Source organism: Porphyromonas miyakawae (genome assembly GCF_045865415.1).
Lineage (GTDB): Bacteria > Bacteroidota > Bacteroidia > Bacteroidales > Porphyromonadaceae > Porphyromonas > Porphyromonas miyakawae.
In genome coordinates, this window is sequence record NZ_BAAFSF010000001.1 from 994288 (window position 1) to 1019027 (window position 24740).

Here is a 24740-nt window from a genome sequence, read left to right on the forward strand (position 1 = left end):
TGCGGGCAACTACTTCTTTATTTTTATTTATACTTACATGACCTATTGGCTTATTAGGTCGTAATAAAAAAGTGGAGTACCGCATCAGTACTCCACTTTCATTATAAAACTTGCTTATCGCTTTATTTACTTGATAGAAGCCTCATACACCGACTCTATAGAATCAGCAAATAGCTTATTAAACTCATCATCTGTCTGGCTTGCCTTTAGTCCCTCGCACAGAGCACGCGAGAAAGAAGCAATCATACCATGATTAGCCGCTAACTTCTTGTTAGCATCTTCGCGGGTATACCCCCCTGAGAGAGCTACCATGCGAATTAGATTGGGATGAGAGATCAACTCTTCATAGAAATTTGCTTCTGTAGGTATGCTCAGCTTAAAGATTACAGGGGCACTTACTTTGTCAAGATGACGCTTCAGTTCATCTCTAAGGATTACTTCTGCTTCCTTTTTATCAGTTGCATGAATGTCCACTTCAGGCTCAATAATAGGTACAAGACCTGCTTTCAGAATCCGCTCAGCCCACTCAAATTGCTGATCTACGATAGCTTTAATACCTTCTTTATTAGCCGACTTGATGAAGCTACGCATCTTAGTACCAAATACATGATACTTGACACCATCGGCAAGAAGTTCTTCCAAGCCGGGGAAGTCCTTCATCAGCTGAACACCATTCTTTTCCTCTTGTAGACCCTTATCCACCTTAAGGAAAGGAACAATGCCTTTCTTCTCCCACACGTAGTCAGCCGTTGGCATTCCTTCCACTTTATCGCGCATGGTACGCTCAAACAAGATTACACCAATGATGCGATCTCCCTTGAATGCAGGAGAAGTCATCATACGCGTTCTCATCTCGTGAACGAGCTTAAACATTTCTTCATCTCCGTTGTATTGATCAGCCTCAATACCATACGTTCTAAGGGCCTTAGGCGTTGAGCCTCCACTTTGGTCAAGTGCAGCGATGAAGCCTTTTCCTTGCTTCATTTTCGCGAGTTGTTCTTTGTTCATGTCGATTTGTCGAGGTTTAGAAATTTGTTACTTCCTTCTACCACAAAGATACGCTTTTAATGCGAGAATAGAAAGCCGGCAATTACTTTTGGTATTATACCCCATCTATTATTATCTGCTTTACAGATTACAATCGAAACGATGCCCTATTATGTTTTGTTAAAGAGTACGATAAAATTCCCTTCTTTCATCATAGTTCTCTCACAAAACACTTATACTTTTTCCCAAAAAGGCTATAGGGTTTCTGCAAATACCCTATAGGGTTTCCATAAATACCCTGTAGGGTTTTTGTAATTCACACTGAAGGAAAAAACAGCAATAGCTGAATTAGAGAAATACATTATCGTGGTATCAAAAAAAAAGAGCCCTCGGGGAAGTTCCCGAGAGCTCCTTTATTTGCTTCTAAGCTATTAAATGCTTAGCTACTTACTTAATCTCTATACTTCTACTTTCTATCTTTTGCACTTCCGGCTCCCTCTTTGGGATCAATACTTCAAGTACCCCATTGTCAAACGAAGCTGCAATATCCTCACGTTTTATCTCTTCAGGTAATGCAATACGCTTTACAAAGCTCTGGTGAGAGAATTCACGACAGAGATACTTTACCGGTCGATTTGTTCCATTCTCAAACTCTTTCTCTTGTTCATTCTCCTTTTGAGCACTAAAGGATACCTCTAAGACATTATTTTCATCAAGATCTATCTTTATATCCTCTTTCTTAGCACCCGGTACAGCTATTTCCACCTTGTAATTTTTATCTCCCTCTACAACATTCATCGCAGGAAAGAGTGTATTGTGCGTCTTCATCATCCCTTTAGGGAAAAAGCTATCTCCCCAGAAGGAATCAAAAAAATCATCTCCAAACCAATCGTAATTACTTCTATTACTTAAACCACTTTCGTTATTTCTTTTGATCAAACTCATAATCATTCCTTTCTTATTAATGTTTACTTTTCTATTTCACTTTCTTATAAGCAATAACTATACCAAATTAGTATTTCGGTCAAATAGTAGTATAATTTAAGCAGAGCATACCGCCAACAGGTACAATGAATTATAAGGGTGCAGAAGCTGCTTCATACTGTATACAAACCGTTTTCACTACTCTACCATCCCTATCACACACTGCGTAAAGCTGCATACTAGCCGTCCGTGTACACCGGTACGCATCGTGCTGCTGCGCACTTATCGGATTGCCTAATGCTTTCCAAGCTTCGTCTGCTTTTTGTCTCAAGTAGCTTTGAAGTGAAAGAAGTTTCATATCTTTGCCGGTGAGGGCAGAAGATGGTATTGGTTCACCCGCCGTTGCAGTAAAGCCCTCGGCAGGCTGATTGAGTATATCGATTAGCCTGTCTTTTCTATATCAGTCAGCTCCTAATCGTAGGATCTCTTACGCCTCCAATTTTGAAAGCAAGACAGAAGAATTATGAGCTGAAAGAAAAAAAAGGCATCTCCAAATCGAGATACCTTTAATGAGCTTATATTAAGATAGAATGGTTAGAGAATCTCGCCAATACTATCGAGATGATGCAATATAAAGGATACTAACTTATCCTCATCATCGTCCGGAATAATCTTCAATACGGGGAGTGACAGCTGGGCTTGACTATAAACACTCTCTCGTTTGGCTAACTCTTGCTGAACAAAGGGAAATATTTCATCACTTGACAATGCCTTAATAGCAGGGCGAGTACGCTTACATTTCTCTAAACGAACCGCTAGCTCCTCAGGTGTGCGCTGTAGATAGACAGTATATCCGGTTTCATTGAGTACTTCCATAAGATTATTGTAGCAGGGCAATCCTCCTCCGGTCGCAATTACTGTCTGGGGCATACCCGCTATTTCCTCCATAATGGCAAACTCACGCTTTCGGAAGGTTGCTTCACCTTCGTGAAGAAATATTTCGTCTACACTCTTTCTAAAACGATTAACTATATACAGATCCGTATCTATAAAGTTGTAGCCAAGTCCTGCAGCTACTTTCCGACCGACGGTACTTTTACCCGATCCCATAAAGCCTACAAAATAAATTGGTATGCCGCTAACCATTACACAGAAATTGATAATTTATTCTTTCTCAGAGTTCTCTTCTACAGCAGACCGCACGGCTTCCCCTTCTTGGTAATTCATCTTGGGATAGGCGATACGTGCGTGGTATATAGTCTGAAGCTTTTCAATGAAGACTTGCTTAATCTGCGTGATATCTTTAAAGGAAAGAGGAGTTTCATCCAGTAGGCGGGACTCAATAATACCATCAACTATACGATTGACAAGCTCTGTAATAGTCTCTTCGTTGTAGTCACCTAAACTACGACTTGCTGCTTCACAAGCATCGGCAAGCATGAGGATACCGGTCTCTTTAGTAAAGGGATTTGGACCGGGATAAGAGAAGGGCTTAGGATCAGGGGTCTCTTCTGGATGCTCATTGTAGTATCTCGTATAGAAATACTTAGCAACTCCACAACCATGGTGGGTGAGTATAAAGTCCTTAATGGCTTTGGGGAGATTGTTCTTCTCAGCCATTTTCTCTCCATCTGTCACATGTGCAATAATGATAGCGGCACTCTCTTTATAGTCTAGGTCATCATGAGGATTAGTTCCACCTTGATTCTCAGTAAAGAAAGAAGGATTGAGCATTTTGCCAATATCATGGTATAAGGCTCCGGTACGAGTCAGTTGCACATCCGCTCCTATACGCTGCGCTGCCTCCGTGGCTAAAATAGACACTTGCATAGAGTGCTGGAATGTGCCGGGTGCCCGTTCGGAGAGCTGTCTAAGAAGTGGTGTGTTGACATCGCTCATCTCAACCAAACTAATATTCGACACGTAGCCAAAGAGCTTTTCTACAGGGTATACAAGTGTATAGGTAAACATCAAGAATATGAGGTTTATTCCGAAATAAAGCAGGTTTTCCCAGTCGCCTGCCTCAAATTCTCCATTTTGCATAATGGAGATAGCTAACGAAACAACTACATAAGAAATGAATACAAGAAAAGTTGCTTTAATAAGCTGTGCTCTGGAGGTAAGGCTCTTCAAGCTAAACAAAGAAGCCATTCCGGCAGTCATTTGTAGCAAAATAAAATCCAATGGAAATGGGACAAATAAAGCAGAGGTAAGTACCGTTACAACATGTATAAAGAATGCAGTACGAGAATGTAAAAAGGTACGTAGCAGGATAATAAAGATCACGTAAGGGATCACGTACACACTAAAGAGGGATAGCGATACGGCCAGCTCGGTAAGTACCACAAAGAGGACAAGCCCCAAAACGATGAAAAGAGTATTCTTGAGCCTTACCAATAAGACAGGCACAAAGGAGAGGATAAAAAGCCAAATGGATACTAACAACAACGCAACAATAATGAACGTACCCACGAAACGTCCAATCTGAACCGTATCGGCTCCTGTTCGCGACTCATATACCTTCTTGAAAGAGTTAAGTACGTTGTAGGTATAAGCATCTACAATCTCTCCCTTATCCACAATACGTTGACCGGCTTGTACTACACCGGTTGAGTTGGGAATATTTCGTATCTCCTCTTGAAGCACGCGAGCCTGCATTACCTCATTGGGTATCACATTCGGTTTTAAGTAGTTGGCTACGTTCAGAGCAGCAATATTAGCAGGATCTAAATTATCGGGTACGTCCTCTTTAGTAATAGCGAGATAAGCTTCTTTGATATTGTAAAACAATCCTATTGGATGCCCTTCTTGAACGGTATTTCCTACCATTAAATTAACCTCACGAAGAGTATTTTCATCCCTTATCTTGGTTAATTCTTCATCCGTTATAACCCCTCTTTCGTAAAGTGCAGTCAGCTCATGCTTTACATACTGATAATAGCTCTCATCTACCGTAGTATGCCAAATGCTTTGATAGTCAGTTTCCCACTTTTCAAGCATTTCTTCAGCGATCTGTGCATCAAGTGTATAATAAGGACTAATTGAATTACGCACGCTGTCCTGCTCCATCTCAAGTTGCTCAGTTGGCTTATAGATGGGGAAGCTATAGGGAGCAGTTAGCAATTCATACTGCCAAGGCTTGCCCTCCACGAAGGTATACATAAACTTATGTTCTCGTGGCGCAAAGAAAAGAATCACGACCGCTCCTAATAGGAATAGGATAAAAGACTGATACTTTGGACTTATTCGTCTTTTAAGTTTTATCCTATTTTTTCTATTGATTGAGTCTGCCATTGATTTAAATAGTTCTCATTATGATGCAAAGATAGTCGTTCCCAACCATTACGCTGCATCTACTCCATTTCCATAGATACCCTATAACGTATCTGTCCTCTATAAGAGGGAACGCTTTTCTGACGCCGTAAATAATGTATTAATGCGTCTGCTGAAGTACACCCTACTGAAGAGGCCGGCTGGACATGATCAAAGGGATAGGAAGCATCAATATAAGAGTTATAAGCGACCTTGTAACGTCTATTGTTATCAAGGAGCTTACCATCAGGAGTGTATAGCTCAATAGAGGTTAGCTTTCTATCTTTAGAGATGGTATAAGCTATTTTCACACCGGAGCAAAGCATAGGTTTTTCCCCTTCGCGGATCCAACAATAGCGCAAGAAAGATTTAATTTCCTCTACACTTAGCTCTACTTTCATAAGCTCATTACCGAAAGGATCCATCGTATACACATCCAATACTGATATAGGACCCTTTAATAGATTAGACGAACGCACCCCTCCGTGATTATGAAATGCAAAATCCGCCTGTGCTTCTTCACGCATAGCATCGCACATTAGATAGCCCAATTCCGTTGGATTAGTAAAATGGTCTTCTGCCTGTGAAAGCTTTTCTTGAAAGATAGGATTATTTCCAAAAAGATCTACTGCCAAGCGATAAATAGCACTCTCCTGTCCATGTGCTTGGTCAATCTCAAAAGAGTGAATTTTTATATCAATTGGCTTCCCTCTTTCATCCAAAGTCACCAAAGTAAGTGCACAATGCTTGAGCTTATTCTGAGATTGAGTGATAGCCACTCCATTAACTTCTAGTTTGCCGTTTATATAGGTATGCGAATGCCCTCCAACGATCAAGTCAATCCAAGGGTTTAGGGAAGCTATATATTTATCCTCTTCCACTCCTAGGTGCGTAAGCATCACTACCAAGTTAGCAGAATCTTTAAGCGGTCTAAATTGCTCTACCATTTCTCGCATAGGACGAAATGAGAAGTCTTTTACGCGAGCAGGATGAGTAGAGGGTATTCCTCCACTACCAATTTCAACTCCTCCAAATACGGCAACCTTGATTCCATTAGAGAGGGTTAGTATTGTATAAGGTTTTATATGACCTTTCCACTCCTTTGAGGGGAATATATTTGCGCTCAGAAAAGGGAACGTAGCCTCTTTAGTAATCTCTGCAAATCGCTCAGGCCCTACATCAAATTCATGATTACCTACCGCAGAAAGGTTGAAGCCCAATGCATTCATTAGAGCAATAATAGGATACCCTTTGGGCTTATATTGGTCATTAATCGGATTTCCACTCTGTAAATCCCCTGCACTGAATAGCAATAAATCCGGATAAATAGTTCGCAAGCTGTCTACTATGTAGGCAAAGCGGGGAAAACGTTGCATCTCTGCATGAATATCATTCACTGACACGATAGCAACTTGTGTCCGCTTCCTCACACTCTGTGCAGTAGCAACTTGTGAAAGAGTGAAGAGAGAAAGCGAGATAAAGAATGGAAGTATTAGCCTTGATTTCATAATTGTTTCTATATACTGAGATAAGTTGAGGAATATATAGGAGAGAATTTACGCATTAGAAAAGTGCAGAATATGGTAATAGTGATCTTCTCCACGTATAATACGCAAAGAAGGACAAGCACCTTCCAATACGTTGGCGTTAGCAAGAGCATTCAGACTCTGAGATGGCTCTGCTAGATATAAAGAGAGGGATGCCATAAGTAGCCATGGCATCCCTTCAGTCTGAGTTCCCATCTGTGCATATAGGGAAAGAAACTCCATATCAGTAGCAGGCAGTTTATTAAGCAATACCGCTACTCCATCACCTTTCATGTATCGTCTAGCGTCAATGTGCCCTAATACGATGCGTTGTGCCGATAGTGCAGAGCCCAATAATAAGACCACAAAAGCACTGCAAAGGACTCTCCTAATCGACCTACTAGTAAGCATTTTTCGGGAAAGGAATGAGCTTAGAAACCCATTAGAAAGGTGATTCAGTTATCATTAAAGGTCGTACAATTCCTCTAAGTCAATATTGTCAATATTGTTTCCCCCTAAGTTTACTATCACAGTGTACCATACGATAAAGAGTACTACTGCAAGCACAAAACCTATCACAGCAGTCCATATAGAGAAGAGCTTTGCATTTTTACTTCTACGTTTAGCGGTCTCTATATCCCCTCTTGAAAAAGCGGAACTAACCCCTGACGCATTAATTATGGCAGCTATACCTAACGGCCAAAAGCAAAGTATCGTTGTAAGGATGGCCCATACCAAGTAAGTTGGAGGCATTGGCTCATTAGAAGGAGTCATCTGCGCTTGTGGCATAGGTGGTTGCTGAGGAGTCGGAGGGAAATTAGACTGAATAGGGTTAACTGGAGCTTGAGGAAAGAGATCTGCCAATTCAGGCAATTCACACGCTTGCTGCCAATCTGTCATTCCCTCATGCCATACAAGGGTATTCGGAGTCAAGCCAACGCTACGAAGAGCATCTAAGTCTACGGGTCCTACAGGTTGCCCTCCTTGATTGTAATAATATTCCATATATAATGTTTATTTGAAGTTCTAATTGAGTATTTCTTATAGATTAGCAGCTCCGAACAGAGCCACGCCGGAAACGGTAAAAAAGATCACTATGAGGTAGACAACCAGAACAATTACATTTGTCAAAGCACTCCACATAGCCCACATACGTGCTTTCTTACTCTTCTGCTGTGCAGCCTCATAGTCACCCCTATTATAGGCATCATCTACTCCGGCAGCCATTACAATAGCCACAATACCAAAGGGGAAAAAGCAAAATATAGTGCTCAATATGGCCCAAACCAAATAATTCTCCGGCTTGATCGGTTTGTTCTGTAGTGTATTGTAAGACTGCGCACTACTTGCATTATTATATTGAGTATAGGATTGCTGGGGGAAGGGAGGCTGCACTGAGGCATTATTATTTTGGAAAAGACTGCTTAGCTCCGGAAGCTCACCAGCTTTTACCCATGTGCTTAGTCCCTCTCTCCACACCAAAGTGTCGGAAGTTATCCCTCTTTGCCTTAAAATGTCCAAACTAACGGGTCCGTACTGACTGCCGTTTACATAGTAAAAGTACTGCATCTGAATAGAATTAGCTTTTTATGTCCTTCTTACAAAGCAAAGGTAAGAAGAATTATAAATTAATCCGCTACACCTTCTTTACGTACTGCTACCTCAACTAATCGATCAAATATTTCACCTCTTGAGATAGTTCCATTTACTACAGCTACAGCTTCTACAATTCCCTTGGAAATGGGGGTGCCATCTGTTAGATATATATCTTGCTGAAAGCACAATTTAGCTCCACTTCGCCTCATAGTAAGCCCACTTACAAATAGGTCTCCACTCCTTAAGGAACGCAAATAAGTCACCTCAACTCGTCTGACAAAGAGATCAATTCCATCTTTGTGAAGTGACTCAAAATCCTCGTCCAAAGTAAGTAAAAACTCATGCCGGGTATGCTCCATGTAATGCAGATAATTCGCATTATTCACTACCCCCTGCAAATCGCATTCGTAATCACGCACTTTCATTTCTAAGGTATAAAGATAGTCTTTAGGAAGCTTCATATTGTATGTAGTTATCTAGTAGTTGTGTTCATCGAAACTTGAAGGATAGGTTCAAAAAATGATAGTAAATAGTAAGATTGCGCAGAGAGAATTTCATACGAAGGTCACTAATTAGGAGATTATCGATAAGTCAGAGTAAGCATTTTGTTAGCACCAAATAGCTCTTTTGCCACTTGAACAATATCGTCAGCCGACACAGCGGCATAATGTGCAGCCACTTCTTCTCTTGACTCATAACGATTATAGAGCATAAAGCTTTTTCCCATGGCCAAGAAAGCATTCTCGCGATTATCTTCCGCTACGGCCATCTGTCCCATTATTTGCCTGCATGCCGCTCGTAAATCAGACTCCTCGATTGGTTCATTAATAAATCGTCTCAGCTCTTTCCACACTCGCTCCGTAGCTTCTTCTAAATGCTCTTTAGCAGCACCGAAATAGATGGAAAAACAACCGGTAGTTGCATAGGGAGAGTAGTTACTTTCTACTGAGTAAACGACCCCTAAATCTTCGCGGAGAATCAAGTTAAGACGTGCATTCATTCCCCGTCCTCCCAAAATGTTATTTAGTAAAGCCAATGCATAACTGCGTTTATCGTATAAAGAGTAAGCCTCACAGCCCATTACACGATGCACCTGATGCGTATTGAAGCGATGAGTTACTCGCTCCCGAAGCATTGGCTTAACACGAATTTCTTGCTGCTTCTGCAAAGTCCTATTCTGTACTGATGGGGGAAATTCTTTGAGAAGATAATCAAACAGTGCATCCAATTGGACTTTTCCTCTAATACAGAAAACCATTCTCTCTGGTCGATAGTATTGACTCATAAAGTTCAGAGCCACCTCTCTGGTAATACGCTCAAGAGAACGCTCCGTACCTAATATGTTATGCCCCAAAGGAGTGGCATGGAAAAGTAGATTTTCAAATTCATCGAATATCATCTCAGAAGGAGTGTCCTTATAGCTATTCAGCTCTTCGAGAATTACATTTTTCTCTTTGGCCATCTCTTCGAGTGGAAATGTACTGTGCTTAACTACGTCTGTCATAAGTTGAATCACTCGAGGCGCATGCTCAGCAAGGGCAGCTGTGTAGATAAAGGTTTCCTCCTTGGTTGTGTAGGCATTAAAGTCCGCCCCAACCTCTTCCATACGATTAATAATAGCCCGCGCAGAACGAAGTTTGGTACCCTTGAAAAGCATATGCTCTATAAAGTGTGCCATTCCATGGTAATGCATTGGGTCATTGCCTGATCCGACTGCCACTATATAACCCATGTAGGCAACAGGTTCTTCGTCCGGACGATAAATAAGCCTTAAGCCGGAGGGAAAGCGCCATGCCCGATAGCCAATAGCTCCATCATGGGTTATCTCTACTATATTTTGAGATGTACCGCTCTGAGGAGAAGGATCTTCTTGTGACATACTATTAAAAAGAGACCCTCGCTACAAAAGCAAGGGTCTCGCTTAATTCATATTACAAAACAGAAGCAGAGGAATGGGTCTGCTTACTCTTCTTTTTTTAAGCTTCAGTAGCTTCAGTAGCTTCAGCCTCAGGAGCTGCTGCCGGTTCTTCTGCAGGAGCTACCTCAGCACTAAGTGCTTCGGCTTCAGCAGCACGCTTTGCTGCCTCTTCTTCCTCCTTCGCCTTTTCTTCTGCGCGCTTGCGCTCAGCGATTAGTTCCTCGTTCTTTCTGTTTATCTCTTCTTCAGCTGCCAAACGCTTCTTTTCTTCTTCACGCTTAGCTGCTTCGTCCTTACTACGTACTGTATCTAAACGCTGCTGACGCTTTTCCTTCCAAGCTTCAAAGCGTTGCTCTGCCACAGCTTCATCAAATGCGCCCTTCCGGACACCACCTAAAAGATGCTTCTTCAGCAGCACTCCCTCGCGAGAGAGTATGTTGCGTGCAGTATCGGTAGGTTGTGCACCTACAGTAAGCCAATAAAGAGCTCTATCGAACTTCAAATCTACTGTAGCAGGATTGGTATTGGGGTTATACGTGCCTATCCTTTCAATAAACTTTCCATCTCGTGGAGCCCTGCTGTCTGCCACTACAATCTGATAGAAGGGATATCCCTTCCGACCGTGGCGCTGCAATCTAATTTTAGTTGCCATTTAACTCTTGTTCTATTCGTTTCTCTTTATTATATAGCTCGGCAAAGGTACTACATTATTTTGAATTAACCTCTCTTTCAAACTATCTGAACCTTTTGATCAAAACATATAGATGTTTCAACTAAAAGGATCTAATCTTTCACTTGAAACATCTATATCTTTTTTCAACCCACTTGCTATTTCTCCTAACGCACTATAAATCAATTAGTAAGCACATCTACCAACAAATAGCCTCTTTACCCTGTGCCACTAAATATTGATTGGCTTGCGTAAAGTGCTTGCACCCGAAAAAACCTCGCGATGCAGAGAGCGGAGAGGGATGTGGAGCACATAGGATTAAGTGCCGTCCCTCAGGGATCAAGCCAATCTTACGCTGCGCATAGCTCCCCCATAACATAAAAACCAACCCGCTTCGCTCTGTGGCCAGACTCTTAATGGCAGCATCTGTAAAAGTCTCCCAGCCATGACCGGCATGAGAGGCGGCTCGTCCCTTCGCTACGGTAAGCGTACTATTAAGCAATAGTACCCCTTGCTGTGCCCACGGACCCAAATGACCTCCTACAATGATTGAAGGGCTACCCGTATCCTTCTCAATCTCACTCAATATGTTGCGTAGGCTGGGTGGAATCGGCTTATCTTGAGGAACTGAAAATGCTAACCCTTCTGCAGCTCCTGGAGTATGGTAAGGATCCTGACCTAAGATAACCACCTTTACCCGACTAAAAGGCGTCTCATCAAAAGCTCGGAAAATATACCTTCCGGGCGGATAACACTCTTCACTTGCATAAGCATGTTTTACAAAGGAAACAAGCTCTTGAAAATAAAAGCGATCAAACTCTTTACAAAGATGCTCTTTCCACTCCTCATTGATATGTACATTCATGATAGCGCTTTGCTTCTCTTTATACCCATACTTCCTACTTGTACAAAAGTACGTATTATTATTCATCAACAGAATTTTGAATCCATGAGACTCACCAAGCGATGGTATAATAAGGAGCAAGAATAAGAGAAAAATATTAGCGTGTTAGCTACCTAATGAGACTTTTCGAAGTGCTTTGTAACCGACATTTAATTAATATCATGTACATTTGCAATTGAAGGGTGGGTAAACACATCTAAATTATACTATCGAGTAATCAATTAGAGAGATTAACCTTCCCCAAATTATGTAGCCGGAATAAATAATACCAAATATAGATAGAAGAGAATTAGAAGAAGACCAATTCTATATAATATGATGAAATCATTCTTTCGTACTTCACTAACCGCTTTAGCGGTCGTTGCTGCATTCTCGTCTTGTAATTCAGACAAAGGAGTATGCCCTCGCGACACAATCATGGTTGGCGATCAACCTATTACACTTAGCTCCAATATTCGCACTAATCCTCTCAAGGCATATGATGCCACTTGGGAAGCGAACGATAAAATTGGGGTTTACATGGTTGCCTCCGGAGTAGCCCTTGATCAAGCCACTCCCGAACAACTCTACGCAGACAATAAGGTATATACTACTGCCACCGGTGGTGATGGAACGCAACAATTTAAAGCTGCGACAGATGCCGACAAAATGTTCTTCCCCAAGAACGAAGCCAAAGTGGACTTTATCGCCTTTTGGCCACAAGCCACTCCCGTATCTGCCGATAGAACCATCACCATTAACACAGCAGGCGAACAGCCCGGACTGGATCTGCTTTATAGCAATAATTTAAAAGAGAAAAATAGTACAGCAACTATCGGTCAGCTGGTACTCACTTTCCGTCACGTACTCTCTGCTGTACGCATAGAGCTAAGAGACGAAGCTAATAACCCGCTTCCGGGTGCTACCATTAAGGTTGAAGGGTTCAATACAAAAGGTACTTTCGCATTAGCTAACGGCTCATTCAGCAACATCAACACCCAAGCTGACATGAACCTCAGTGAGAGCACTAAAACCCCGGCCCAATTCAATGCCTACGTATTACCTCAAACTCTATCCGATGGTAAAATAATTGCTACAATTGCTAGTAAACAATATTCCTACACCATTCCGGCCAATACTGAGTTTGTGGATGGAAAGCGCATTTCGTTTGTACTAAAGCTTCAAGGCGAGTCGCTTATTGAGGTGCCGGGCTTAAATGGTACTATCACAGACTGGAATGACGTTGAACCTATCAATGGCGAACTTACTCCGGACGAAGCAACCTCCTCTACGCTTACTATCACAGGTATTCAAGCTGGCGAAACTATAGAAGTAGGCGCAGAAGCCGCTACGAAAAACTATCCTGTCGTTACTAATGCAGCAAGCTGGACCGTACAGTCTTCTAACGAAAGTGCTGTAGTAGCTACTAAAGAAGGTGAAAATCTGAAGCTTGACATAAAGGCAAATACTACTGCTACTGAAAGGACTGCCATTATCACAATAACTTACACCGTTGCGACAAAGACACGTGGAGAAGAAAGTAAGACTTTCACATTCACCGTCAAGCAGGCCGGAAAGTCAGAAGAGCCCAATAAAGAATTAGATGGTGGATTAGCTGCAATACTAGCTAAATATCCCGGTGCCGGAACGGTCACAGAGGATGTAACAATTCGTGTTGTGCGTATCAGTGGGAAGGACAATATGAACAGCTTATCTAACCTCTATTTAGGCGATAGTAAAGCGGGAGTAATGGTTCGGCTTAAAGAAAAGGCAACAAAGGAGATGAATGAATCTATCCCGATGAACAAGATTATCTCAATCAATCTGAAGGACAAATCATTTACTCTTTATAATTCGACTCAGCAACTCAGCCTTTCAATAAACGATCTTGTAATCACTGACGAAGAATTCGTTCTTAAGCCTATCGTATTTGACACTCCGGAAGAACTCCTTGCCCGTCGGACAGAGATGAATAACCGCTTAGTTACACTTCGCGACGTGCAGTTCTCCGGTTGGAAGGAAGGGAGCGTATATAACCCCATGCCGGATAAAGGAACTTTCCATGGCAAACTTGAAAAGAGCGAAGCGGATGGAGCTTCAGGCATTTCTGCAGAAACAAGCAAATTTGCACCATGGAAAAGCGATGCAAGACCAGGAGGAAATGGTTCCATCACGGGTGTATTCGTTGCCAGTGGCTCTTTCAACAATATTTGGTACCGTACTCTTGACGACATCCAATTCACGGGTGCCCGCAAGTAATAGTCGGTTACACAGCATCTAATCGTACAAGGGAGAGCTTCCACCGGAAGCCCTCCCTTATTCTTTAGCAAAGGCACCTACCGAGCATTGCCGCCAACTCCACCAATCCTTCCCGATAAACTCTGATAGAAGTTGATAAACTCCGATAAGTTCCGATCACACAAATACACGTATCCCCTCAACCATTTATACGTACATCCTCAATAAATCCTTTTAATGATTTGTACGAATACTTTTCTCATACTGTACTCAGGAGGGTTCGTTCCATCGGGAACGAGCTAGTCAAGAATAGGAAGAAGACAATCCGGAAGATACCCCCGAATTGCCTTCTCTAATGCAAAGATGTGCCCCTTAGGGTTATTCCTTGACGAGCAGTTGCGTGTACTCGTTTATACGCAGGAGGTAGATTCCCGAGGGAACGGTTTCCGCATCAATAACGGTTGTAGCATCAAGCAGCCTGACCTGCTTCATAGTTTCTCCGCGCATGTTGGTCAGGAATACCGTTTGTCCCACAGCTTGTTCCGGCACCTTTATGATGATACGGTCTGTAAAGGGATTGGGATAAGCGATAAAGGTAGCATTGTTGAATGCATCCAAAGCTTCGGCATGGTAATTTATCTTGACCAAGGATGCCGGCTTGCTCGCTTTGTCAAGTACAAACGCAAGGGTGTAGTCCGTGCCTCCGAAGGTAAAGGAATGATTGCCGGCCACACCCTCTTCGGGAACAGAAACCTTGGCGCGTACAAGCTCTATCTGCTTAAATCCGCCAATTGCATAAGGGAACGGCACTTCCGCAGTACCGGAAACAACCGATTCGGCATTAACAGAAGCATCTTCGATACGTAACGTGCATCCGGCACTCCACACCCCGTGAATGGCTCCTACACCAGTTTCGGAAGTGGTTTTTACCTCCACAAAGCACTCTTTGCCCTTTATCACGAGCGAAGCTCCACTACCTACGGAGATACCGGAACGTTCCTCGTTGGCAACGAGCATCTTGCCCTGCCCCCTAATGGTCAGATTGCTTTCCGTGGAGAGCTGTCCCGTTAAGTTGTTGGTTCCGGATAGTTCCACGGTAAAGCTATCGTTACTTTTAGCGAAAAGCAAGGCCGATGGGGCTTCCAGAGTTACATTCTTGAGTGATAGTTTGCGTGTCTCTGCATCATAGCGGATATAGCCTTCTCTACCCACCGATACGCCTTCCAGCCTATCGAGCTGTTCAACGTTGGCGGAAGTAACCGGAATTCCTGCAATATCAATGCCGTATGCCTTGGGACCATCTCCTTTGAAGAAGGCAGCTACAGTTACGTTTTGCTCCAAAGTGATAATCATTTTGGCGCCTTCAAGCTTCGTTTTTTCCGATTCAACGGCCTTTTGTCCGTTCAAAGTCCAGTAATCGAATTCGTATCCCTCCAGAGGAGTCGCTTCGAACGTAACTTTCGTTTGCGCAGGGAGCATATCACCGGAAGCAATGAGCGTAGCTATGTATTGGAAGTTTATGTTCTTCAGATAGGTAGCCTTAACAGAGCCTTTTTCGGAAGTTGCCTCGTAGTTTACGGTGTACTTCACGATTTTGTGATATTGAGCTTCTATGCGGGAATCTGCTTTAACTGTAACTGCCGGCTTGAGATTGTCTGCAGTAGCTAAAGGTTCTCCGTTGCAAGTCCAGGAATCGATTACATAATCCTCCTTGAGGGTAGCAATAAACTCCACAAAAGTGCCTTCAATAACCGTCTGCTCCGGGCTTACATCGTATTTTTTGCCTTTATCGTAGTAGAATGCTTTAAGCGAGCCCCACTCGTTGTCAGCAGTAAAGCTTACCTTGTACTGAGGCTTTTGCTTGGCTTTATATACGGGATGTACATAGGTATCGTCCGTAATAACGAGATTGGCAAGGCGAAGGGGTTTGTATTTGTCGCATGCTTTTTTTTCGTCATTTACTTCCCAATGGTCTAACTCAAAGCCTTCGTTAAGCGTAACTTCAAAGGTCATTTCGGTACCGGAGGGGACTTCGCCTCCGGACTTAATATAGACCTCTTTATATCCGCTGAATCCTTCGTCTTTAAGATAATATGCCTTCATCTTACCGCCTTTTACATCCTCATCAAAAATCACGATGCAGAGCTCGACTTTGGAGCATACTACCGCCACAGTCATATCTTCCGTAGCTTTTACGGTAAGCATTTCGGGATTTGGCGTTGGGGTCTTTTCTCCGTTATAGGTCCAATGATCTATAGTATATCCTTCCTTAACGGTAGCGCGGAAGGATATCATATAGCCGGCTTCCACCTGTTCGCCCGGTTGGATATTTACCCTACCACCTTGCTTGTCGTAATAGGCAACGAGTGTGCCCCATTCATTATCTTTGGTGTAGTTAATGGTACATTGCTTATTAGGCGTTTCTGCTTTGAAAGAAACCGTAACGTTCATATCCTTGCGAACGGTACGTTGCAATTCGGGTTTTCCGGCAAAGAACTGCTGATTTTGTCCGTCTACCATCCACTGATCCACTACATAACCATTATCGGGTTTTGCCTTAAAGGTGACATAGCTATACTGAGGTAAGCGATCGCCACTCTTAACAGCGGTCTTTTCTTTGGTTAATATGGCAGAAAGGCTTCCGCCCGTTCCGGCAGAATAGGTTACCACAAAAGTAGGTTCATCCTTCGCAAATACAGCTTCAACGGTAGTAACGGAGGTAATTTTAACGATAGTCATCCGACGCTGTTCCTCGGATTCCTTTTCATCATTATCCACTTTTGTGCCGTTAACGATCCAATACTTAAAGGAATAACCCTCCTTAGGCGTTGCTTCAAAGGTTACTCTCGTACCGGAGTTTATCTCTGCTCCGGAGAGCACTTCTATCTGCTGGAATACCGGTGTGTACTGTTGATAATAAGCCTTCACAGCTCCCCCTGTGGCGGAACTATTATACGTTACCACATACTTTGGTATTTGATGCGCATTTACGACAATAGTAACATCATCCCGAACAACGATACTATAGCTACGCTTTTCATTATAGGAATCCACGGGATTACCGTTACAAGTCCAGCTATCTATAATAAAACCCTCATTGGGAGTAGCTGTAAAGAATATCTCCGTACCTATGGGAACCTGCATTCCCGTGGTAACATTTACCTCAGCTCCGTTAGGTTTATTGTAGGTTGCCGCTAATGTACCCCAATCGTTCTGTGCTGTGTAAGTAACCGTATAATCTCTGTTTTGTTTAAAGAGCACTTCTACTTTCAGCGGAGCACTGCCCAATCGTTCATAGATTGAACTCTTTCCTGTATATCTTGAATTCTCACTTCCGTTAATTAGCCACTTATCTATCACGAATCCCTCATCGGGAGTTGCCGTAAAAGTGATATACGAACCTTCGGGCACTTCGTCTCCCGAAGCAAACGGGGAGCCTATTATTTCCGCCTTTATGCTTCCTCCCGCACCGGCGGAATAGGTTACCTTTTGTTTGGGGGTAGCCGTCATTGCCACACGAATCGTGCTATTTTCGTTTACGGTGAAGGTGTAAGTTTTCTTTCCCTTGGTACTTGCCACGGGTTGATTATTAAGATACCACACGTCCACTTTATAGCCTTTTTGCAATTCAACCTCAAAATCCACCTCCACTCCTTTGGGAATATTGCTACCACTTTGGAATGCTATGTAATTATAGGTGCTCCGATCGTAGTACGTGGCGTTTTTCATTGTACCGCCCTCATCCACAGTATATGTAATGGTAACCATATTTTCCTGTGGTTGCTGCGTAAGGTATATAGGTTTTCCAGAGTCCTTGGGGATAAGAGTATTATCAAGAGCCCCGTCAGGGAGCCATGCAACGTAGCGCGAAGCCGATCCCCATTGAGGAAGCATGTAGTTTACCGCCTTGAACGGTTGCTCTGTTCGAGCCTGTACGCCCATCGTCCAGCCGCAGAGGAGGATTAAGAGCGTAAAGACGAACAAATAGTGTTTTTTTCGTGTCATAGTTATATTGTTATTAATTAGGGTTATTGTTTTTTACTCTATTATGATCTTACGGACGTATGTACCTATCTGCAAGATGTATAAACCATAAGGAAGTGCTACAAACTGCTCATTTTGGTTTAAAGGGATATGACGAATTTGTTCCCCGAGTAGCGTATAAACGGACAACACCCCCGGATCTTCTTTACCTAACGGATCAATGTAGATTCCGCGGCTATCAGTACGTATTTTGTAAAGAGCATTCTTTGTTGCCGAAACGGCTACGGACGGTGTTTCCTCAAATGGTATCCATTTATTGTCTTTAGCATCCCACTTGCATGCCTGCCATCCCTTTTCCTTTGCTTCTTTGACTCGCTTGTCGCTCACAAGATTCCCTTCGGGCAGGGAACTATCATCGTAAATCCCGAGCAATCCCGGCTTCTTTTCGCCCGCTATGGTGGGTAATGCGATCAAAAGAGAGCCTAACGCCTTATCGCACAACTGGTTTTGGCTGCAAAGAAGCGTCCTGAACTCCGCGTTTTCACTACCTGTAATTAAAGCAATGATATTGTTCCGACAATCCAAAGCAGTGATGTATTTTGCCAAAGTAAGGTCTACCACCTTCAAACCGCAGTGATCCACCGTCACTTCACGTAAATGATGCCCTGTGATATCAATTATCGGTCCCGTAACAAGATAGGATACGCGCTCACCATTATGCCATTCCCCTTGAATGCCTTTACCCATATTAACGGTTTCGCCTTCCGGTACCGTAACGACAAAAGAGATGTTTTTATCGAGCATATCGTTCCCAACCTCAAGCAGAACGGACGTACGTTCGCCGGGAGGAACTGTTCCGTTGTGAGCATACTCATCGAGATAAGGTTGGTAATACTCCTTGTCCATACGGCATTTAAGCGTCCATCCTTTTTCCTTCATGACTGCGGTTTGCGCTTCTGTAAAGTAGTTTTTCTCGCACGGATCAATGGTACTGAGCAATACAATCGCTCCTTTTTGATCATTGATTGAGAGCTTGGGCATATGAGCGATAAGGGCATCAACGCCTTTTCCCCGAAACCTATTGGAATACACAAAGAGCTGGTTGAGATACGGACACTCCGAAAGATCCAGCGAGGAGAGTAAATTGTTGCTACAATTTACCGTTGAGAGCAACGTACAAGCGGACAAATCAAGTTCTGTCAGGTAGTTATTGTCGACAAAGAGTTGCTGTAGCGATTCGTTTTGCAGTAGATTAAGCTCCTTAAGCTGATTATTAGCACATTGCAACTGTGCCAAAGCGCTGCATTCGGAGAGATCCAAGTACCTGAGCATATTGTCATTCAGCGAGAGCCAAACGAGTGATTTCGGGAGAGTTATGTAAAAACTGGTAATGGAGCACCCATTGGCATTAAAGTCGGTTATAGGTCCACGCAGGATTATCTCCTGAGATACCACCTTGTAGGAAACATCCACTGCCGGATCGTACTCACCCTCTAAGCCCTCAATAGTTATTTGGTCGTCTGCTATGATATTGAGGGTAATGGTTTCGCCTACCGCCTTGGCAGTAGTAAAACTAATTGTTTGCTCCTGTTGCCCCCATAGATTGAGGGAAGTAAATATGGATATCAGCCAAAAGAAACATTTATGCATCTTCAAACTTTTCTAAGATTATGTGATTATTGTATGCATGGAGCGTATGGCGGTATTCCGACAGGGTGATTTACCTTAGGAATATCGCCAAACTGATCTCCGGGAAAAGGTATATACCTTTTCAGCGAAACTTATATACCTTTCGCATCAAACTTATATACCTTTCCTACAAGACTTATATACCTTTTATGGAGCGATACACATTAGCGTATCAATAGCTTGCTTTCGCCTCCGTAATAAAGCACTGCCCGATGGAGGGGCGTATTTAGTTCAATGCGCTGATTCAAGGCACCTTTATAGAGCAATGTACCCTCTAAAGAGTAGACAGAAAGCGCTGTGTCGTGTGCAAAGCTTTCTGTGGATTTTATAATCCAGCCCGTCTCAGTAGGCAAACAGATTACTTGCTCGGGATGGTTGCGTGCTATACGCTCTGAAGCGGTAATCTCAATTACGCCACCACCCTCCTTCCAGGCATTAACGGTCCATTGCTTTGCTTTTGCTTCTTCCACCAAAGCATCGTTTACTTCATTCTGTTCCAAGGGGGAAGGAGCTCCGTCCGTTTTCACAAAAACGACATTGAAGATTTTGCCTCTGAAGCGTGATGAGGGAGCAATGCTATTCATTTGCGAGATGAGCTTTTGCATCTCTGCAAGCTTTATTTGGTTACGGAATACCGCCAACGTTTCCAACTTTGCTAACGCACTTACATCTACGCTTTTCAATTGGTTGTAAGGCAAGTAGAGCTCTTTTAGGTTGCTGCAGCCGGACAGGTCTATTGACGTCAGTTTGTTTTCTGAGAGCGAAAGTACGCTAAGATTACTCAATCCGTTTACGGAAACGGCTTCGTATCCGTTGGTAACCAAGAAGATTTCTTCAAGTGCGGTATAAGGGGTAAGGTCAATTGTACCCGAAAGTTTGTTGTCGGTAAGGTCAAGGTTCTTCAGAGTATTACCTTTAGGGAGCTTTATTTCAGTCAGTTCGTTCTCTCTAATCCAAAGCAATTCAATCGAATGAGCTTCAGAAGCATCTGCCTGAACTACATGCATTTGCTCATTGATGCGTAACTCCGTGATTTTCTTGCCGTACAATTTGACTGTTCGCTCCGAACCTAAGGCAATTTGTTGCTTATTTCCTTCAGTAGCATCTACCTCCTCACCGGGGTCACAACTATCGTTTCCGTTTAGATCTATCCAGCAATCCTCGCCTTTTGGGAAGCAAGTTAGAACCGACGGTGCATCCGAAGCGAACGTCAAAGAGATACATTCGGAGTGATCGCCTAAATGGGTATCTTCTTCTCCTTCGTACAGTGTGCGTCCGTTGTATACATTCCATCTTTTGCTTTGAGCCGTAGCGACCATTGATTTAGCTATATGATTACCTTCGTTGGTATCTGTCGTTTTCACGGCGTAAAGCTTATGTGGGGGCATTTCGGCATCGCCTTGCGGAAGCGCAAATACCAAATTGCGCATGGCCTTCAGACCGATTTGATTCATTTCGATATGCAACTCCTGCAATGCCTTCATTCCTTGCGGGTTAAATGCAGTAAGCAGGTTGTTGTTAACCCATAGTTGCTGCAACTTTGTGTAGGGAAAAAGCTCAATGGAAGCAAAGCGGTTAAAGGCAAGATTGAGCATGGTCAGCGGTGCCGCATTGGGTAGCAGTACACGCGTCATCTGATTAGTGCTAAGATCCAATTCAGTGAGATTCTTCAGCATGGATAAATCAACGTACTCCAAGGAATTATTGTTTAGATCCAGCACCTCTATATGCGGAGCTTGCGAAAAATCTACCTCCGTCAGAGCATTAAAGGCTAAACGCGCCTTGGTTATATGACTTCCGTAGACGGTAACAATACTTCGTTCTGCCAAACGAACTGTATTTTGCCCGACTTCCAGGGCTTCGCCAGAATCTTGGATGTTGTTTCCGTTTAAATCGATATATAAGTTTTCGCCTTTAAGGTCAATAGTCAGTTCTTCACCAGAGGTACGTGTTGTGGTAAGAATGAATCCTTCTTTGCTCGGATCAATAATGGGATCCGCGCTTCCTCCGTACAATTGTTCCGTACCTCCATAATAGTCATATACATCCCAACCGCGACTGTTCGCCAAAGCCACCGCCGATTTGGAGCAAACATTAGCTTCGCGCGGCGTTACGCCCAAGGTATTTATGGCGAAAATTCGCTTTTCTTCCGTTGATTTGTCATCTGCCGGCAACGAGGCAATCAGCTTCTTCATTGCCTCCAAAGAGAGATGATTTTGGTGAATACGTACCTCCTTAAGGCGTGTGGGATTGACATGTAATGGCAAATCCTTTAGTTCGTTGCACGATAAATCCACCTCTTGTAGCAATGGTCCTCGGGATAAATCCATAGACGAAAGCCCACAACGAGATGCATAAAGAGCCTCCACAGTTGACAGAGCACGTATAGATAGTTCCTTGAGGTTTGGGTTGTTGGATACGCTTACCACCTTAAGATTGGCGCAAGCCATCGGTATATTCAGCTCGGTAAGCATATTGTTTTCAAGATAAATACGCGATAGCGATACGTCACCACGCAGGATAGGATTTTCAATAATGCACCCTTCGGCTTCGAGATGCGTTAGGCGATTACAGTCGGTAAGATTTAGTGTTTTGAGCTTCGGACTACCGGAAACATATAATTCCCTTAGGGAATAACAGTTCACGGCATCCACAGCTTCAAGGAAAGAGCTCTCTGCCCTAACCTCCTCTATAGCGGTGCAAGGCTTGAGATCCAATATACCTTCTAACGGATTGCCATTAACGAAAAGCTTACGAAGGGAGGAGGCTTTTGCCAAATCTATCTTCTTGATTTGGTCCGGTTGCTCCGTATCCCTAATTGATAATTCCTCTATAGTTTTCCCGTATAGTACACAGGGAGTGAGACGATCCGATATACTTTTCACGGATTTTTCACCGGAGAGAACTTCTTCTCCTGTATCCTGTACACCGTTGTGGTTTAGGTCAATCCACAACTCAATACCGGTAGCGTGGAAGACAAAATCCGTATAGTTGCCGGTAAAGGTTACTTCTATGCATTCCGCTTTATTCTGTGCGTAAAGCCGAGACGATAGTGCTAAGAATAGTGTGGTCAATACTATTCCCAAAATGGTAAAATGTTTGCTCATAGGCGATTGTATAATTAAATTAGATTTGAACTGTAAGGGTACAACGGAAGCCATACGAGTGGCTTCTTGATGGTATATTTTCGGGATTACTGAAGATACCTGATGTGGTGGAAGGCGTCCCTTTGTATAGGGGAAATCCACGCATCAAAGTTTCCGGAGCATAGAATGCCTCTACACCGAAAAAAAGACACTTTTTTCGCGGTAGTGATATACCTATGCGGTTACTCCAGCGTAACTCTATTCCGGACTTTAGTTGTCCCACAAAGGGGAGGTATGCCAATTGATAGTCCAACTGATCTTTGAATCCGCTCTCAACCTTATAGGTTGCGGAAAGGGGTATGCGGTACGCAGCCGAAAAACAGGAAAGAATATGCTGCTTATATCCGTACGAAATGCCCAACCACGGTCTCAGTACGGCGTAATTCGTAATATTGTCGCTTCCTTTGTAGCATTCTTTACGATAGCGATACCCCGTTCCCAAAGTAAAATCGATATGATGATTGGACGCAAATGGCATCCGGAAGCCACCTTTTACCTCAGCATTATACTCAGCGAGTGTATAGGTTTGCCGCTTGCCGATAAGCCTTTGGTCTGTAATGGTCAGATGCTCTTCGTCGGGTTGATGTACCGCATAAATATACTCCGTACCGAGACGGTGCAATAGAACACCTTCAGCGGTAAAATACCAACGAGCCTTCTCCACATGGGCAAGGAGGCTTAAGCGGTGATTGGTATGCCCAAAAAGCCCTATGGAAGAGGCCTCTTCAGTGCGCATCGTGTAGAGCTGATACGAAAGTAACGCTGTGTACGAAAATGCATCGGGGGAGTTTAGTTTGCTCCGAATTAGTAAATCCGCGGCTCCGCCTCCCATATAGTGCATTCGGGAAGTGCCGAAAAAGATTTTTGTATGCTGAACATCCACCATACCGAATCCGTATGTGAGCGGAAACTTATCCTGCTGCGACGGTCGCCACAACCATAGATGCATGTATTTGCGGTGATAGAGTGCGTGCAGTGTTGCGGAGCATTCCAATTGCGATAAGTACCTTTTGTAGCCAAGCGTAGCCTGCAATGTGCCGGTAGTATTGTACACTCTCGGATCTTCGTACTTGTAGGCAATTTCACCGGCAAAGTGCAGCCCTGCGCCAAACTCCGAAGCCCCGCGCCGAAGCGCATAGAGAGCTCCGGCGGCATACTGTTCGTAGCGGAAATTGCCCCCTGATGTATCCGCAACAAGGTAGGGCAGATAGAAGTCGGGGTGACGTATTGCCGAATAGCCGATTCCCCCTTCGTAGCCGGCTCCCAATACAGCGTATCCGCTCAGCCTACCACTTTTCCCAAAGTTTTTAATACCGCTTGCCCTCAATTGTCCCGAAGCAACCGTAGCTCCTTCATAGGGAGCACGCACGCCGCTTCGGGCACCATAGTCGCCCAATACGCCAACACTTGCCCACGATGTATCGGCAGCCGTTTCTGTGGGTAGGGAATAAAGCGCCTTATCCAGACTTGTATGCTTTAGAGGAGTTATCTCTTCAAAGTATCGCCATAGGGCAGATTGATACAGAGCACTCGGTTCACCAGAAAAAGGAGATGCAAGTGTTTGCGCCCGAAGCCATAGAGGTGCGCACAAAAACAGTGCAAAAGCGAACAGTCGAACCGACATACCTAACTTAACCAAGGGTATCTCCCGTACCGGACAAGTTGCTTTGTTCCGATACGTATATACCTTTTCATCAATATGTATATACCTTTCGTGCGAAAAGTATATACCTTTCATCTGAAACATATATACCTTTTTCCGCGCTCTATCCATTCCCTCATAAAGGAGAGTTATTATTGGGGATACACATGCACTCATGTTCTTTTTAGTCATTGTCTTACATTGCTTATCAGTGAGTACGCTTCC

Annotated in this window: 17 protein-coding genes; 1 reads left to right on the forward strand and 16 read right to left on the reverse strand. The window is 43.5% G+C overall.

All coding sequences use genetic code 11. From position 1 onward, the window contains the following. Positions 1-126: 126 nt before the first annotated feature. The 12 genes from ACLWMH_RS04060 to ung form a co-directional block, all read right to left on the reverse strand. Positions 127-1008, reverse strand: coding sequence for a fructose bisphosphate aldolase (locus ACLWMH_RS04060; RefSeq protein ID WP_411915467.1), 882 nt, complete (start codon positions 1006-1008; stop codon positions 127-129). Between the two features lie 426 nt (positions 1009-1434). Then, positions 1435-1932: an Hsp20/alpha crystallin family protein gene (locus ACLWMH_RS04065; protein ID WP_411915468.1), complete on the reverse strand. Its 498-nt coding sequence runs from the start codon at positions 1930-1932 to the stop codon at positions 1435-1437. Between the two features lie 573 nt (positions 1933-2505). Continuing rightward, positions 2506-3057 carry a shikimate kinase gene (locus ACLWMH_RS04070; protein ID WP_411915469.1) on the reverse strand — a complete coding sequence of 184 codons (552 nt, stop codon included), beginning with the start codon at positions 3055-3057 and terminating at the stop codon, positions 2506-2508. An 18-nt stretch (positions 3058-3075) separates the two neighbouring features. After that, positions 3076-5205 (reverse strand): HD family phosphohydrolase, encoded by a 2130-nt coding sequence (locus ACLWMH_RS04075; protein ID WP_411915470.1) that lies wholly within the window; start codon positions 5203-5205, stop codon positions 3076-3078. A gap of 59 nt (positions 5206-5264) precedes the next feature. Then, the gene (locus tag ACLWMH_RS04080; protein ID WP_411915471.1) at positions 5265-6731 is read right to left on the reverse strand and encodes a bifunctional metallophosphatase/5'-nucleotidase; all 1467 of its coding nucleotides are present in this window, start codon (positions 6729-6731) and stop codon (positions 5265-5267) included. 48 nt (positions 6732-6779) lie between these two features. Continuing rightward, positions 6780-7115: a hypothetical protein gene (locus ACLWMH_RS04085; protein ID WP_411915472.1), complete on the reverse strand. Its 336-nt coding sequence runs from the start codon at positions 7113-7115 to the stop codon at positions 6780-6782. A 99-nt stretch (positions 7116-7214) separates the two neighbouring features. After that, positions 7215-7754 (reverse strand): CD225/dispanin family protein, encoded by a 540-nt coding sequence (locus ACLWMH_RS04090; protein ID WP_411915473.1) that lies wholly within the window; start codon positions 7752-7754, stop codon positions 7215-7217. A gap of 36 nt (positions 7755-7790) precedes the next feature. Further along, the gene (locus tag ACLWMH_RS04095; protein ID WP_411915474.1) at positions 7791-8318 is read right to left on the reverse strand and encodes a CD225/dispanin family protein; all 528 of its coding nucleotides are present in this window, start codon (positions 8316-8318) and stop codon (positions 7791-7793) included. Between the two features lie 59 nt (positions 8319-8377). Beyond that, on the reverse strand, positions 8378-8806 hold the full coding sequence (locus ACLWMH_RS04100; protein ID WP_411915475.1) for an acyl-CoA thioesterase: 429 nt from the start codon (positions 8804-8806) through the stop codon (positions 8378-8380). A 119-nt stretch (positions 8807-8925) separates the two neighbouring features. Beyond that, positions 8926-10224 (reverse strand): M16 family metallopeptidase, encoded by a 1299-nt coding sequence (locus ACLWMH_RS04105; protein ID WP_411915476.1) that lies wholly within the window; start codon positions 10222-10224, stop codon positions 8926-8928. Between the two features lie 97 nt (positions 10225-10321). Continuing rightward, entirely contained in the window at positions 10322-10915 is a 594-nt protein-coding gene (locus ACLWMH_RS04110; RefSeq protein WP_411915477.1) for a 30S ribosomal protein S16, read from the reverse strand. A gap of 217 nt (positions 10916-11132) precedes the next feature. Beyond that, complete coding sequence (gene ung / locus ACLWMH_RS04115; protein WP_411915607.1) at positions 11133-11801, reverse strand: uracil-DNA glycosylase; 669 nt, start codon at positions 11799-11801, stop codon at positions 11133-11135. A 351-nt stretch (positions 11802-12152) separates the two neighbouring features. On the opposite strand from ung, the gene ACLWMH_RS04120 reads away from it, so the two are divergent. Beyond that, on the forward strand, positions 12153-14075 hold the full coding sequence (locus ACLWMH_RS04120; RefSeq protein ID WP_411915478.1) for a fimbrillin family protein: 1923 nt from the start codon (positions 12153-12155) through the stop codon (positions 14073-14075). A gap of 357 nt (positions 14076-14432) precedes the next feature. Here the strand turns inward: ACLWMH_RS04120 and ACLWMH_RS04125 are convergent, their stop codons facing one another. The 4 genes from ACLWMH_RS04125 to ACLWMH_RS04140 form a co-directional block, all read right to left on the reverse strand. Further along, complete coding sequence (locus tag ACLWMH_RS04125) at positions 14433-18059, reverse strand: InlB B-repeat-containing protein (protein WP_411915479.1); 3627 nt, start codon at positions 18057-18059, stop codon at positions 14433-14435. 33 nt (positions 18060-18092) lie between these two features. After that, positions 18093-19694 (reverse strand): hypothetical protein, encoded by a 1602-nt coding sequence (locus ACLWMH_RS04130; protein WP_411915480.1) that lies wholly within the window; start codon positions 19692-19694, stop codon positions 18093-18095. Positions 19695-19891: 197 nt separating this feature from the next. Further along, a complete protein-coding gene (locus ACLWMH_RS04135) occupies positions 19892-22834 on the reverse strand; it encodes a leucine-rich repeat domain-containing protein (protein ID WP_411915481.1) in 2943 nt (980 codons plus the stop codon). A gap of 19 nt (positions 22835-22853) precedes the next feature. Next, the gene (locus tag ACLWMH_RS04140) at positions 22854-24707 is read right to left on the reverse strand and encodes a DUF6850 family outer membrane beta-barrel protein (RefSeq protein ID WP_411915482.1); all 1854 of its coding nucleotides are present in this window, start codon (positions 24705-24707) and stop codon (positions 22854-22856) included. Positions 24708-24740: the final 33 nt, after the last annotated feature.